Genomic DNA, 15,015 nt, shown 5'->3' with positions numbered 1-15,015 from the left:
GAACATTAAGAAGTGGCTGATTCCTGAGCTTTTCTGAGTACGTACCGAAAAGGACTTCTGAAGGAAAACTTGCTCCCCTGGGTCTCCACCCGGCCTTGCTTCATCGCAATCAGCACTTCTCGCTGAATACGCATCAAGGCAAAAAATCGGATCACCATAAAGACGATAAAAATTGGCATCACAATTTGCGCCATCGGGGCCGACTTTAAAATCAAATCATTCCCCAACCAGACAGCCAGCATCCCCAACATCAGATACAGAGAATGTGGCTTAAGAGTAATGGTCACTGTATCTGCGGTTTCTTCCCGCTCATAGAAAAAGCTCATGGTGTTGTGTCTGGCCATTTCAGAAAAAGTGACGCTAAACCTCTCACAGCCCGACGCGCAAGACAAGGTCAAACAACACGAAATTGTAACCAGGTACTAAAACACCTCGTCAGGTTCACGCAGGGATTTCAAACGGAGAGACCAGCAAAGAACAACTGGTTTTCTTTAAGAAGTAGCGGACAGCTGGAATCGCATTCGATCGGGAGGCGTCCGGCCGAAGGACGGATAACAAATCCCAAACGTAAAAAAGCCCCAGTCTTTCGACGGGGACGCCTAGTCTGAGGCTTTTCGTCAGTGAGAAATTATCAGAACTCCGAATAGCAAAAAACCCAGCCATTACTGACTGGGTTTCTCTAAGAAGTGGCGGAGCGGACGGGACTCGAACCCGCGACCCCCGGCGTGACAGGCCGGTATTCTAACCAACTGAACTACCGCTCCACACGGCTGAAACCAGAATAATCTGACTTCAAAATAGGGCGCCTGGCGATGTCCTACTCTCACATGGGGAGACCCCACACTACCATCGGCGCTGCTGCGTTTCACGTCTGAGTTCGGCATGGGATCAGGTGGTTCCACAGCGCTATGGTCGCCAGGCAAAATTTGTTCAACAATCTCGGAAATATCTGACTAAGTTCTCAGCACATCATTCAAGTGCTCATGGAGTCCGTACTTAAAACCCCTTGGGTGTTGTATGGTTAAGCCTCACGGGCAATTAGTACAGGTTAGCTGAGCGCCTCACAACGCTTACACACCCTGCCTATCAACGTTCTAGTCTCGAACAGCCCTTCAGGAGACTCAAAGTCTCAGGGATGACTCATCTCAGGGCCAGCTTCCCGCTTAGATGCTTTCAGCGGTTATCTGTTCCGAACTTAGCTACCGGGCAATGCGTCTGGCGACACAACCCGAACACCAGCGGTTCGTTCACTCCGGTCCTCTCGTACTAGGAGCAACTCCCTTCAATCATCCAGCGCCCACGGCAGATAGGGACCGAACTGTCTCACGACGTTCTAAACCCAGCTCGCGTACCACTTTAAATGGCGAACAGCCATACCCTTGGGACCGACTTCAGCCCCAGGATGTGATGAGCCGACATCGAGGTGCCAAACACCGCCGTCGATATGAACTCTTGGGCGGTATCAGCCTGTTATCCCCGGAGTACCTTTTATCCGTTGAGCGATGGCCCTTCCATTCAGAACCACCGGATCACTATGACCTGCTTTCGCACCTGCTCGAACCGTCATTCTCGCAGTTAAGCGGGCTTATGCCATTGCACTAACCTCACGATGTCCGACCGTGATTAGCCCACCTTCGTGCTCCTCCGTTACGCTTTGGGAGGAGACCGCCCCAGTCAAACTACCCACCAGGCACTGTCCGCACCCCGGATAACGGGGCGACGTTAGAACATCAACACTACAAGGGTGGTATTTCAAGGACGGCTCCACAGATACTGGCGTACCTGCTTCGAAGCCTCCCACCTATCCTACACATGTAGGGTCAATGTTCAGTGCCAAGCTGTAGTAAAGGTTCACGGGGTCTTTCCGTCTAGCCGCGGGTACGCAGCATCTTCACTGCGATTTCAATTTCACTGAGTCTCGGGTGGAGACAGCGTGGCCATCATTACGCCATTCGTGCAGGTCGGAACTTACCCGACAAGGAATTTCGCTACCTTAGGACCGTTATAGTTACGGCCGCCGTTTACCGGGGCTTCGATCAAGAGCTTCTCCGAAGATAACCCCATCAATTAACCTTCCGGCACCGGGCAGGCGTCACACCGTATACGTCATCTTTCGATTTTGCACAGTGCTGTGTTTTTAATAAACAGTTGCAGCCACCTGGTATCTGCGACTGCCAGCAGCTCCAAGAGCAAGTCTCTTCACCGCCGGCAGCGTACCTTCTCCCGAAGTTACGGTACCATTTTGCCTAGTTCCTTCACCCGAGTTCTCTCAAGCGCCTTGGTATTCTCTACCCGACCACCTGTGTCGGTTTGGGGTACGATTCCTTACTATCTGAAGCTTAGAGGCTTTTCCCGGAAGCATGGCATCAATGACTTCATCACCGTAGTGACTCGACATCGGGTCTCAGCCTTGAGATGGTCCGGATTTGCCTAAACCATCAGCCTACACCCTTGAACCAGGACAACCGTCGCCTGGCCCACCTAGCCTTCTCCGTCCCCCCATCGCAATAGTAAGAAGTACGGGAATATTAACCCGTTTCCCATCGACTACGCCTTTCGGCCTCGCCTTAGGGGTCGACTTACCCTGCCCCGATTAACGTTGGACAGGAACCCTTGGTCTTCCGGCGGGGAGGTTTTTCACCCCCCTTGTCGTTACTCATGTCAGCATTCGCACTTCTGATACGTCCAGCATGCCTTACAGCACACCTTCAGCCGCTTACAGAACGCTCCCCTACCCAATACGATAAATCGCATTGCCGCAGCTTCGGTGTATCACTTAGCCCCGTTAAATCTTCCGCGCAGGCCGACTCGACCAGTGAGCTATTACGCTTTCTTTAAATGATGGCTGCTTCTAAGCCAACATCCTGGCTGTCTGAGCCTTCCCACATCGTTTCCCACTTAGTGATACTTTGGGACCTTAGCTGGCGGTCTGGGTTGTTTCCCTCTCCACGACGGACGTTAGCACCCGCCGTGTGTCTCCCGGATAGTACTTACTGGTATTCGGAGTTTGCAAAGGGTTGGTAAGTCGGGATGACCCCCTAGCCTTAACAGTGCTCTACCCCCAGTAGTATTCGTCCGAGGCGCTACCTAAATAGCTTTCGGGGAGAACCAGCTATCTCCAGGTTTGATTGGCCTTTCACCCCTAGCCACAAGTCATCCGCTAATTTTTCAACATTAGTCGGTTCGGTCCTCCAGTAAGTGTTACCTCACCTTCAACCTGCCCATGGCTAGATCACCTGGTTTCGGGTCTAATCCCAGCAACTGCACGCCCAGTTAAGACTCGGTTTCCCTACGGCTCCCCTATACGGTTAACCTTGCTACTGAAATTAAGTCGCTGACCCATTATACAAAAGGTACGCAGTCACCCCGAAGGGCTCCTACTGCTTGTACGTACACGGTTTCAGGTTCTTTTTCACTCCCCTCACAGGGGTTCTTTTCGCCTTTCCCTCACGGTACTGGTTCACTATCGGTCAGTCAGGAGTATTTAGCCTTGGAGGATGGTCCCCCCATCTTCAGACAAGATAACACGTGTCCCGTCCTACTCGTTTTCACGTTTAAGGTATCGTCGGTTACGGGGCTGTCACCCTGTATCGCGGCACTTTCCAGAGCCTTCACCTGACACAAAAAACGCTTAAGGGCTAATCCGGTTTCGCTCGCCGCTACTGCCGGAATCTCGGTTGATTTCTCTTCCTCGGGGTACTTAGATGTTTCAGTTCCCCCGGTTCGCCTCATCAGGCTATGTATTCACCTGATGATAACCGCTTATGCGGCTGGGTTTCCCCATTCGGAAATCGGTGACTCAAGTGGCTCTTACTGCCTCATCACCGCTTATCGCAAGTTAGTACGTCCTTCATCGCCTCTGACTGCCCAGGCATCCACCGTGTACGCTTAGTCACTTAACCATACAACCCCAAGAGGTTTCGTATGTTCAAACAACCAAGGTTTGATTTGTTTCGCCGGACTCTTCTTACACAAGACACTTGAATGTGTTTTGCTTGAGAACTCTGTTTCTTTCGAAACAGTTTGATTCAATCTCAAAGATTGAATTTACTAGTCAGCTTTCCAGATTGTTAAAGAGCATTGTGTATCTTTTCTCCAGAGAGAAAAAACCACTTTCTAATGACACTTGAAAGTGCACTTAGAAAGTGGCGTCCCGTAGGGGAGTCGAACCCCTGTTACCGCCGTGAAAGGGCGGTGTCCTAGGCCTCTAGACGAACGGGACTTCTAATTCGTACTGATGCTGTTGGGCAGCACCAGTGGCTCTCTACATTTCGACCAGGCAATCTGTGTGGACACTGCGATAACAACGCAGTCTTTAGGTAAGGAGGTGATCCAGCCCCAGGTTCCCCTAGGGCTACCTTGTTACGACTTCACCCCAGTCATGAACCACACCGTGGTAAACGCCCTCCCGAAGGTTAAGCTATCTACTTCTGGTGCAGCCCACTCCCATGGTGTGACGGGCGGTGTGTACAAGGCCCGGGAACGTATTCACCGTGGCATTCTGATCCACGATTACTAGCGATTCCGACTTCATGGAGTCGAGTTGCAGACTCCAATCCGGACTACGACGTACTTTGTGGGATTCGCTCACTATCGCTAGTTGGCAGCCCTCTGTATACGCCATTGTAGCACGTGTGTAGCCCTACTCGTAAGGGCCATGATGACTTGACGTCGTCCCCACCTTCCTCCGGTTTATCACCGGCAGTCTCCCTGGAGTTCCCACCCGAAGTGCTGGCAAACAAGGATAAGGGTTGCGCTCGTTGCGGGACTTAACCCAACATTTCACAACACGAGCTGACGACAGCCATGCAGCACCTGTCTCAGAGTTCCCGAAGGCACCAAAGCATCTCTGCTAAGTTCTCTGGATGTCAAGAGTAGGTAAGGTTCTTCGCGTTGCATCGAATTAAACCACATGCTCCACCGCTTGTGCGGGCCCCCGTCAATTCATTTGAGTTTTAATCTTGCGACCGTACTCCCCAGGCGGTCTACTTAACGCGTTAGCTCCGAAAGCCAGTGTTCAAGACACCAACCTCCAAGTAGACATCGTTTACGGCGTGGACTACCAGGGTATCTAATCCTGTTTGCTCCCCACGCTTTCGCATCTGAGCGTCAGTCTTTGTCCAGGGGGCCGCCTTCGCCACCGGTATTCCTTCAGATCTCTACGCATTTCACCGCTACACCTGAAATTCTACCCCCCTCTACAAGACTCTAGCATGCCAGTTCCAAATGCGATTCCGAGGTTGAGCCCCGGGCTTTCACATCTGGCTTAACACGCCGCCTGCATGCGCTTTACGCCCAGTAATTCCGATTAACGCTCGCACCCTCCGTATTACCGCGGCTGCTGGCACGGAGTTAGCCGGTGCTTCTTCTGCAGCTAACGTCAAGGATGAGCACTATTAATACTCACCCCTTCCTCACTGCTGAAAGTGCTTTACAACCCGAAGGCCTTCTTCACACACGCGGCATGGCTGCATCAGGGTTTCCCCCATTGTGCAATATTCCCCACTGCTGCCTCCCGTAGGAGTCTGGACCGTGTCTCAGTTCCAGTGTGGCTGATCATCCTCTCAGACCAGCTAGGGATCGTCGCCTAGGTGAGCCGTTACCCCACCTACTAGCTAATCCCACCTGGGCCAATCTTAGCGCGCGAGGCCCGAAGGTCCCCCGCTTTGCTCCGTAGAGATTATGCGGTATTAGCCATCGTTTCCAATGGTTATCCCCCACACTAAGGCATGTTCCCAGGCATTACTCACCCGTCCGCCGCTCGCCGCCCATAACGTCCCCCGAAGGTTCAGTCATGTCGCTGCCGCTCGACTTGCATGTGTTAGGCCTGCCGCCAGCGTTCAATCTGAGCCATGATCAAACTCTTCAATTAGAATTTTGTTGCCTTTCCGAAGAAAAGCGGCTCAGTGATTACTGATAAATTGACTGTGCCGAAGCTCTTAAAAAGAACTTTCGATTGGTCACTCAGTTCACTGATAAAATCTTTTTGACTGTATCATTGTCGAGTGCCCACACAGATTGCATGGTCAAATTGTTAAAGAGCTTTCCGATACGGCCCTGGCTGAAGCGCCGTTCTCCGTGTCGGTGATGCGGCATTATAGAGAGTTCGATCGCCTTAGCAAGCACTAAATCATAAAAAAAAACCAACCGAGCAAAAATCATACAAAGCACAGCTTTTTCCGTCGAATTCCGTAGCAAATCCAGTGAAGATTCATGAAAAAAGCCTGCTGAATACAGCAGGCTTTCTATCAACACACGCTACAGGTTCATTGGCTGGCAGTAATATGGTCAGCGGTTGCTGCAAGGACAATCGGCTTATCAACCTTGAGTTTACCCGACAGGATATCCTGCGCTAACGGATTTTCAATATATTGCTGAATCGCACGCTTCAAGGGTCGCGCACCATAAACCGGATCAAAACCGGCACTGGCAATCAGATCCAAAGCTGAATCCTCAACTTTCAGTTCAAAGCCTTTTTCTTCCAGTCGTTTGCTCAGACGCTGAATCTGAATCCGGGCAATGTCTTTAATGTGTTTGTCACCCAATGGATGGAACACAACTGTTTCGTCGACACGGTTGATAAACTCCGGACGGAAATGATGACCGACCACTTCCATGACGATTGCTTTAATCCCGTCATAATCCAGTTCACCAAAATGTTCCTGAATCCGATCCGATCCCAGGTTCGAGGTCATAATGATGACACTGTTCCGGAAATCCACCGTTCTGCCTTGTCCGTCCGTCAGACGGCCGTCATCCAGAACCTGAAGCAGGATGTTAAACACATCCGGATGCGCCTTTTCCACTTCATCCAGCAGAATCACAGAATAAGGACGACGACGCACAGCTTCCGTCAGGTAACCCCCTTCTTCATATCCCACGTAACCCGGAGGCGCACCAACCAGTCTCGCAACGGAGTGTTTCTCCATGAACTCAGACATATCAATCCGCACCATGGCGTCATCACTGTCGAACATGAAGTTGGCCAGCGCCTTACACAGTTCGGTTTTACCCACCCCCGTCGGTCCGAGGAATAAGAAGGAGCCAATCGGACGATTCGGATCAGACAAACCCGCACGGCTACGACGAATTGCGTTCGCCACGGAATTCACGGCTTCATCCTGACCAATGACCCGGGCGTGAAGCGCTTCTTCCATGCGCAGCAGTTTATCCCGCTCGCCTTCCAGCATCCGCGAGACCGGGATCCCCGTCTGCCGTGAAAGCACTTCGGCAATCTCTGCATCAGTAACGCGGTTTTTCAGCAGTGTCATTTCCTGCATTTCAGCCTGCGCCGCTAAATCCAGCTGTCTTTCCAGCTCAGGAATTTTGCCGTACTGCAATTCTGACATACGGTTCAGGTCACCAGCCCGCCGGGCAATTTCCATATCCGTACGGGCCTGCTCCAGCTCCGCTTTAATATGCTGAGTCCCGGACAAAGCCGCTTTTTCTGCTTTCCAGACTTCTTCCAGTTCCGCGTATTCCTTCTCTTTCGTGTCCAGCTCTTCACTGAGTACCGCCAGACGCTTCTGACTGGCATCGTCACTTTCTTTCGACAGTGCCTGCTGCTCAATTTTCAGCTGAATGATACGACGTTCGAGGCGGTCCAGCGCTTCAGGCTTGGAGTCAATTTGCATCCGGATACTGGATGCCGCTTCATCAATCAGATCGATCGCTTTATCCGGGAGCTGACGATCTGAGATGTAACGATGCGACAAACTCGCCGCTGCCACGATTGCCGGATCGGTAATTTCAACATGATGGTGCAGCGCATAGCGCTCTTTCAGGCCACGCAAAATCGCCACGGTATCTTCGACACTCGGCTCTTCCACCAGCACTTTCTGAAAACGACGCTCCAGTGCCGCATCTTTTTCAATAAACTGACGATATTCATCCAGCGTCGTAGCACCAACACAGTGAAGCTCGCCACGAGCCAATGCAGGTTTCAGCATGTTGCCGGCATCCATCGCACCTTCACCCTTACCGGCACCGACCATAGTATGAAGTTCATCAATAAAGAGAATAACGCTGCCTTCTTCCTGCGCCAGTTCGTTCAGTACGGCTTTCAGACGTTCCTCAAACTCACCACGATATTTAGCACCGGCAATCAATGCCCCCATATCCAGGGATAAAACACGCTTATGACGCAGCCCTTCCGGTACCTCGCCATTGACAATGCGCTGAGCCAGTCCTTCAACAATCGCGGTCTTACCGACACCCGGTTCACCTATCAGCACCGGGTTATTTTTAGTCCGGCGTTGCAGGACCTGAATCGTACGCCGGATTTCTTCATCCCGGCCAATCACAGGATCCAACTTGCCCTGCTCTGCGCGCTCAGTCAGATCAATGGTGAATTTTTCAAGCGCCTGACGGTTTTCTTCCGCATTCGGATCATCAACCTTCTGACCACCGCGGATCTTTTCAATGGCAGCTTCTACTTTCTGGGCATTCAGACCAAACTTGCGCAGCAGCTCACCCAGCGGACCTTTGTCATCCACCGCCGCCAGAATAAAAAGTTCAGAAGAAATGTATTTGTCTTTGCGCTTCTGGGCCAGCTTATCGCACATGTTAAACAGCACGCCCATTTGATGAGAAAGCTGCACATCACCGCCAATCCCACTGACTTTAGGCAAACGATCTAATTGCTCAGACAGACTGGAACGTAATTGAGTAATGTCGACATTGAGCAGAGTCAGCAGCGGCCGCGTTGTGCTGCTGTCCTGATTCATCAGTGCCATCATCAGATGGACAGGCTCGATATACTGATGGTCGCGACCCAAAGCCAGCGACTGCGCATCAGAAATCGCTAATTGAAACTTGCTTGTAAACCGGTCAAGACGCATAAGTCCTCCACTCTTGATATGACCTTGTCATTACCTTTTATATGGTTACGCGCTGTGTGCTTTTCAAGCATAAATTGTGCGGAGATAAAAAAAGCGGCCTGAAGCCGCTTTTAGAAAATTGGAAAATTTTGTTTACTCATCCAGCCAAATCAAACTGGCCTGACGCCCGGTCACGCCATCCCTGCGATAGGAATAAAAGCGGGCCGGATCGGCATAAGTACATTCTGTTCCGCCAAAAACTTGCGTGATTCCCAGTCGATTCAACCTGAGCGCTGCCAGCTGGTATAAGTCCGCCAGCCATTTTTCACCGTGTGGTTGAAACGCTGCAGCCGCTTCGGGTTGTCCGGCAATAAACTGCTCACGGACTTCCCCGCCAACTTCGAACGCAGCTGGCCCGATAGCCGGACCCAGCCAGGCCAGGATTTGTTCCGGTTCAGCTGTAAATCTGGCGACGGTTTCTTCAAGAATGCCATCGGCCAGTCCACGCCAGCCGGCATGAACCGCGCCCACTTGCGTCCCTGAACGATCACACAGTAAGACAGGCAGGCAATCGGCTGTCATCACCGTGCAAGCAATGCCGGACTGACGTGTCACACTGGCATCTGCATTCGGCACATCTTTCAGCGGCACCTGAATATCCAAAACAATGGTGCTGTGTGTCTGCGAGAGCCAGGCCGGCGCCTGAGTCAGGCCCAACTGTTGTTGCAGCCATTGCCGATTATGTATAACGGCAGCCCGCTCATCACCAACATGATCCCCCAGATTCAGCCCTTCATACGGTCCCTGGCTCATTCCGCCAGAACGTGTCGTACTGATCGCCTTTACATTGGCAGGCGCGGGCCAGTCTGGGGTAATCCACATATCAATAATCGTCCTCTGGATGATCAATCTTGTCCTGACGCAGAATCTCAACCAGTGTCACCATGTCATCCGGTGTCTCTGCGTGCCATTCCATCAGTTCACCTGTAATTGGGTGTTCCAGTCGCAGCATACGGGCATGCAGCGCCTGGCGGTCAAAGGCGCGCAAAGCCTGAATCACTTCCTGAGATGCATTACGCGGCGGACGCGGACGACCACCATATAAAGTGTCTCCTACCAGCGGGTGAGACAGATAAGCCATATGCACACGAATCTGATGCGTACGGCCCGTCTCCAGACGAAGCACGATGCTGGTATGCTCACGGAAATGCTCTGCCACACGATAGTGTGTGATCGCCGGTTTACCCAGCTCATGGACAGCCATCGACGTACGCTTGGTTGAATGACGGCCGATTGGTTTTTCAACCACACCGCCCCCGGTCATTTTACCCATCGCAACGGCTTCATATTCACGGGTAATCTTACGTTTCTGCAATGCGCGAACCAGACGGGTCTGACACTGAATGGTTTTCGCGACAACCATCAGGCCCGTCGTGTCTTTATCGAGACGATGGACAATGCCGGCACGCGGTACTTCTGCCAGCGACGGGCAATGATGCAGCAATGCATTCAGTACAGTACCATCCGGTGTTCCCGCTCCCGGGTGAACCACAAAGTCACGCGGTTTGTTAATCACCAGCAGGTGCTCATCTTCATAGACGATGTTCAGCGGGATGTCCTGTGCAATCCAGCGCTCTTCATCTTCAATTTCAGCGACAACGGTCAGCAACTCGCCGCCCATGACTTTTGTTCGTGGTTTGGTCACCACCTCACCGTTCATGCTGACATTACCGTTAAGGATCCAGTCTTTGATACGGGAGCGTGAATAATCCGGATACAGCTCAGCCAGAGCCTGATCCAGACGCTGACCTAACTGGCTATCGTTTACTGTGTTGCTTAACTCTATTTGCTGTGCCATAAAGAACTTTTTTAAAATACCTGAGACTAAAGCTCAAACGCTGCGTAAAATGACAATGAATAGCTGTCATTGTATCCGTTAACGCTTCAAACCGTAATGGATCACAAAAATAAATTATGACCAAGGAAACTGACGCCGCAATGAAACGCCTGATAATCCCGACATTTCTTGCCGCTGCTATTGTCTCTGGATGTTCAAGTACAGAGGAAGTAGTCCCGGATATCCCGCCTTCAGAGCTCTATGCCAGTGCTCAGGAAGCCCTGCAAAGTGGCAGCTGGGTCACAGCCATCGAAAGGCTGGAAACCCTGGATTCACGCTATCCGTTTGGCGCTTATTCGGAGCAGGTTCAGCTTGATCTGATTTATGCATACTACAAAAACGATGACCTGGCCCTGGGCGAAGCAACCATTGACCGCTTTACCCGCCTCAATCCAACCCATGAGAAAGCCGACTGGGTCCTATACATGCGTGGCCTCACGCATATGGCGCAGGATCGTTCCTTCATGCATGACGTCTTTGACATTGACCGTCATGACCGAGATCCGGAGCCAGCCCGCCAGGCATTCCGCGACTTCAAACGCTTGCTGGAACGCTATCCGGGCAGTCCGTTTGCCGCCGATGCGAAAGCCCGTTTGGTATACCTCAAAAACCGCCTTGCGAATTATGAGTTAGCGGCGGCAGACTTCTATATCCGCCGGGAAGCGTGGGTTGCTGCAATTAATCGATGCCAGCAAATCCAGAACCTGTATCCGGATACGGAAGCTGCGAAGAAATCGCTGCCATTGATGCTGACCGCGTATGAAAAACTTGGGCTGGATACACCGGCACAACATACCCAGCGTCTCATTGCTTTGAATCCGGTTTAAGCCCTCCTGATACAACAAACGGCAGCCACTGGGCTGCCGTTTTTGATCTGGTGCGTTGCAACTGATGATTTACTTTCTTTGTTCTTCTTTATTCTTTCTTTGAATGCTTTCCTGAATGTTTTCGCTTTCTACTTCTTCTCAACCTTGAATTTCATCTCTCGGCCGCATGCTCGGCCTCTCCCGGAACTGTCTCAAGGCCGAAAAAAGCCCCTGAGCAGCACTGGCCGCCAGTCAAGAGATAACTTCATACTGCCGTAATCACCAGAGGCTCGACAAGCGATTTTTCGTCATTTTCTTGTCACAAAGCAGAGCAAGTCACATAAATAAATTGGTGGATTAATTTACTTTTCAAAGTTGATCCAGATCACTTTATTACCTCTTCAGAAGAGTAATCTGAAGTTAACCCACCAAGGGGTAGCAAAACAGGAGAGAGACTATGCAAGTAGAAGTCACAGGCAAAAACATTGATGTCACCCCTGCTATCCGTGAGCGCATTGAAGAGAAATTCAGTAAGTTAGAGCGCTTTCAGGTCCCACTGATTGGCAAACACGCAGTCATCAGTAAAGAACCAAACCGGCACTTCAAGGTGGAAGCAACAGCCGGCATTCCTGGAGGAAACATTGTAGCGTCCTCTGAACAGGAAAATATGTATGCAGCGATTAAAGACATGTACCACAAACTGGAGCGGCAGCTAAGCAAACAAGCGCATAAACCAGAATCTCGTCGCGCAACCCACAGCCTGAAGCCGGTCGCATCCCAGACAGAAGAATTCGAGCCTGAGGATTTCGAAGCCTGAACCCAAATCAACACGGCCCTGCTTAACGCGGGGCCGATTTATTCTTGACAAGCACAATAATTCACCCTAGGTTGATTCCTGCACGTTGACCATTCACCTTCAACCAGAGTACTGCCGACATATGATTCACGCCGCCCTGTTTTTCTTTCGCTTCTTTTTTCGCTCACCATAAGTGGGGGCTCTCGTTACGCAAGAAATAAGCGAAAGACGAACAGCAAGCCTCCCACCCGGGAGGCTTTTTTGTAAGCATCATCAGAATCACAGCACAGACAGGAACGCAGCATGACCAAAAGCTATCACTCACTGGATGAGATCCGCAGCGAAGTCACCCGGATTGATAATGAAATTCTGGCACTGCTGGGCGAACGGCGACAGCTCAGCCTAGAAGTGGCCAAAAGTAAAATCAAAACCACGAAACCGGTCCGGGATCTGGAAAGAGAGCAGGCGCTGCTTATTCGACTGATAGAAAAAGGCAAGGAACATCAGCTTGATGCCAGCTACGTCACTCAAATTTTTCACACCATCATTGAAGATTCTGTGCTGTTCCAGCAAGCCTATCTGCAAAAACTGACGAACCCAGACAGCCTGCAGCCTGTCGCTCGGGTCTCCTTTCTCGGTGCCAAAGGCTCCTACTCTAATCTCGCCAGCCGGCAATACTTCAGCCGGAAACAGACCCAACTGGTGGAGATGAGTTGCTCCAGTTTCCGTGAGGTAGTCAATGTCGTCGAAACCGGCCAGGCCGATTACGGTGTATTACCCATTGAGAACACCAGTTCGGGTTCCATCAATGAAGTTTACGATCTGCTTCAGCACACCAGCCTGTCTATTGTCGGTGAAATCACTCAGCCGATTGAACACAGTCTGCTGACGGCCGTGCCTTCGACGCTGGAACAAATCGACACCCTGTATTCTCACCCACAGCCCCACCAGCAGTGCAGCGAATTTCTCCACAACATGGGGGAAATTAAGCAAGAGTACACCTCCAGTACGGCTGAAGCCATGCAGCAGGTCGCCGAGTTAAAGCTGCCGAATGTTGCGGCAATCGGGAATGCCTCCAGCGGCGAACTCTATGGTCTGACGCCACTGAAAACCGGGATTGCAAACCAGCATGAAAACTACACCCGCTTTATTGTGGTCGCGCGCAAGGCCGTGGATGTGACGCCGCTGATCCCGGCGAAAACCACCCTGATCATGTCCACCGGCCAGAAACCCGGTTCACTGGTGGAGTGCCTGCTGGTTCTGCGTAACCTCAATATTAATATGGCCAAACTGGAATCCCGCCCTGTCATTGGTAACCCGTGGGAAGAAATGTTCTATATGGACGTTGAAGCGAACCTGAAAGCGGATGTGATGCAGCAGGCGCTGAAAGAACTGACCGGACTGACCCGATTCATCAAAGTCCTGGGATGTTATCCAAGCGAAAACGTCAAACCAGCAGAAGTGGATTATCTGGAAGATTAAGCAGAGTAGAAAAACGAAAAAGGCCAGCGATATGCTGGCCTCTTTTTTATCCTGTTGATCCTGATTTTCAGTATCAGGCTCGGTGAGCCGCGTCATTGGCCTGACGCAGCAGAGACTGACTTTCCTTCATGAAGCGTCCGGCATAATCGCCAAACCAACTTTCAACCTGAGCGAAAGCCTGTCTGAAAGCGGCCTTATCCTGATTCTCCAAAATCTGAATGGCTTCGCCGAAACGCTGATGGAACCGCTTAATCATCGCCAGATTCTGCGGAGACGACATAATGATATCCGCATACAATTGTCCGTCCTGCGCAAACAAGCGACCTACCATGGCCAGCTCAAGCCGGTAAATTGGCGAGCTGAGTGACAGTAACTGTTCCAGTCGTGGATCTTCTTCCGCGAGATGGACGCCATACACGAAGGAAGTGAAGTGACGCAGCGCCTGAATCAGCGTCATTCCCTGATCGTGTTCGATCGCACTGATCCGGTTGAGACTGGCGCCCCAAATCTGAATTTGCTCCAGCAACCACTGATAATGCTCCGGAAGTCGGCCATCACAGTAAACGACAACCTGTTTCGCCAGACTGCTGATATCCGGGCCAAACATCGGATGCAGACCAACGACTGGCCCTTCATGCACTTCCAGCATGGTTTGCAGAGGGCCACTCTTGATAGAGGTCAGATCCGCCAAAATGCAGTCTTCCGGTAACTTCGGCAACCGGCGGATCACTTGCTCCGTCAGATGAATCGGCACCGTCACAACCACCATACCGGCGTCAGCCAGTAATTCTTCCGCCTGATCCCAGTCCTGACTGCCGAGCTTACGAACCTGATACCCTGAAAGTGTAAACAAACGGCAGAATAAGCTGCCCAGCTGGCCGTAACCACCAACCACGACAATGGGTCGCAACTCCGGTTTCAGACATTTAAAACCAGAGTCATTCTCACTGGCATACGACTCCCGCATGGTACGGCGCAGAATATCCTCAATCAGATCCGGCGGTACGCCCTGTTCTGTCGCTTCCTGACGTCGGGACGCCAGCATTGCAGCCTCCCGGTCCGGTGCGTAAATCGGCAGACCATGCTGACTTTTCACATGGCCCACTTCTTCTACCAGTGCCAGACGGCGCGCCAGCAACGCCACCATCTGCTTATCAACTTCATCAATTTGATCTCGGAGCGTGCTCAGTTCTGCTACCATTCGTCTGTTTTTCC

General features: G+C 51.5%; 9 protein-coding genes, 2 tRNA genes, 3 rRNA genes and 1 other annotated feature. Of the genes, 3 read left to right on the top strand and 11 right to left on the bottom strand.

The window, feature by feature from the left end; translation table 11 throughout:
• Window positions 1-5: 5 nt before the first annotated feature.
• The 10 genes from L4174_RS02985 to rluD all read right to left on the bottom strand — a co-directional run bounded on the left by L4174_RS02985 (window position 6) and on the right by rluD (window position 10,677).
• Window positions 6-326 (bottom strand): hypothetical protein, encoded by a 321-nt coding sequence (locus tag L4174_RS02985; RefSeq protein WP_248144095.1) that lies wholly within the window; start codon window positions 324-326, stop codon window positions 6-8.
• Between the two features lie 361 nt (window positions 327-687).
• Window positions 688-764: transfer RNA gene (locus L4174_RS02980), tRNA-Asp, on the bottom strand.
• 40 nt (window positions 765-804) lie between these two features.
• A 5S ribosomal RNA gene (gene rrf, locus L4174_RS02975) occupies window positions 805-920 on the bottom strand.
• A 97-nt stretch (window positions 921-1,017) separates the two neighbouring features.
• A 23S ribosomal RNA gene (locus tag L4174_RS02970) occupies window positions 1,018-3,902 on the bottom strand.
• Window positions 3,903-4,146: 244 nt separating this feature from the next.
• Window positions 4,147-4,222: transfer RNA gene (locus tag L4174_RS02965), tRNA-Glu, on the bottom strand.
• A 98-nt stretch (window positions 4,223-4,320) separates the two neighbouring features.
• Window positions 4,321-5,872 (bottom strand): 16S ribosomal RNA (locus L4174_RS02960).
• The 16S, 23S and 5S rRNA genes sit together here with 2 tRNA genes alongside, the layout of an rRNA operon.
• A 92-nt stretch (window positions 5,873-5,964) precedes the next feature.
• Complete coding sequence (locus L4174_RS02955; RefSeq protein ID WP_248144094.1) at window positions 5,965-6,255, bottom strand: hypothetical protein; 291 nt, start codon at window positions 6,253-6,255, stop codon at window positions 5,965-5,967.
• A gap of 11 nt (window positions 6,256-6,266) precedes the next feature.
• Entirely contained in the window at window positions 6,267-8,840 is a 2,574-nt protein-coding gene (clpB, locus tag L4174_RS02950; protein WP_248144093.1) for an ATP-dependent chaperone ClpB, read from the bottom strand.
• Between the two features lie 132 nt (window positions 8,841-8,972).
• Entirely contained in the window at window positions 8,973-9,701 is a 729-nt protein-coding gene (gene pgeF / locus L4174_RS02945) for a peptidoglycan editing factor PgeF (protein WP_248144092.1), read from the bottom strand.
• Window position 9,702: 1 nt separating this feature from the next.
• Window positions 9,703-10,677, bottom strand: a complete 975-nt coding sequence (gene rluD / locus L4174_RS02940; RefSeq protein ID WP_248144091.1) for a 23S rRNA pseudouridine(1911/1915/1917) synthase RluD — start codon at window positions 10,675-10,677, stop codon at window positions 9,703-9,705.
• 140 nt (window positions 10,678-10,817) lie between these two features.
• Here rluD and bamD point away from each other — a divergent pair, with 140 nt between their 5' ends.
• The 3 genes from bamD to pheA all read left to right on the top strand — a co-directional run bounded on the left by bamD (window position 10,818) and on the right by pheA (window position 13,800).
• A complete protein-coding gene (bamD, locus tag L4174_RS02935; RefSeq protein WP_248144087.1) occupies window positions 10,818-11,543 on the top strand; it encodes an outer membrane protein assembly factor BamD in 726 nt (241 codons plus the stop codon).
• Window positions 11,544-11,979: 436 nt separating this feature from the next.
• Window positions 11,980-12,339 carry a ribosome hibernation-promoting factor, HPF/YfiA family gene (gene hpf / locus L4174_RS02930; protein ID WP_248144086.1) on the top strand — a complete coding sequence of 120 codons (360 nt, stop codon included), beginning with the start codon at window positions 11,980-11,982 and terminating at the stop codon, window positions 12,337-12,339.
• Between the two features lie 123 nt (window positions 12,340-12,462).
• Window positions 12,463-12,583, top strand: a sequence feature (Phe leader region).
• Window positions 12,584-12,621: 38 nt separating this feature from the next.
• The gene (pheA, locus tag L4174_RS02925; RefSeq protein WP_248144084.1) at window positions 12,622-13,800 is read left to right on the top strand and encodes a prephenate dehydratase; all 1,179 of its coding nucleotides are present in this window, start codon (window positions 12,622-12,624) and stop codon (window positions 13,798-13,800) included.
• Between the two features lie 73 nt (window positions 13,801-13,873).
• On the opposite strand, the gene tyrA is transcribed toward pheA, so the two are convergent.
• A complete protein-coding gene (gene tyrA, locus L4174_RS02920) occupies window positions 13,874-15,001 on the bottom strand; it encodes a bifunctional chorismate mutase/prephenate dehydrogenase (RefSeq protein WP_248144083.1) in 1,128 nt (375 codons plus the stop codon).
• Window positions 15,002-15,015 lie beyond the last annotated feature (14 nt).

The organism is Photobacterium sp. CCB-ST2H9 (assembly GCF_023151555.2).
Lineage (GTDB): Bacteria > Pseudomonadota > Gammaproteobacteria > Enterobacterales > Vibrionaceae > Photobacterium.
The sequence above is the reverse complement of the archived record's forward strand: the minus strand, read 5'-3'. Positions and strand labels throughout refer to the sequence as shown.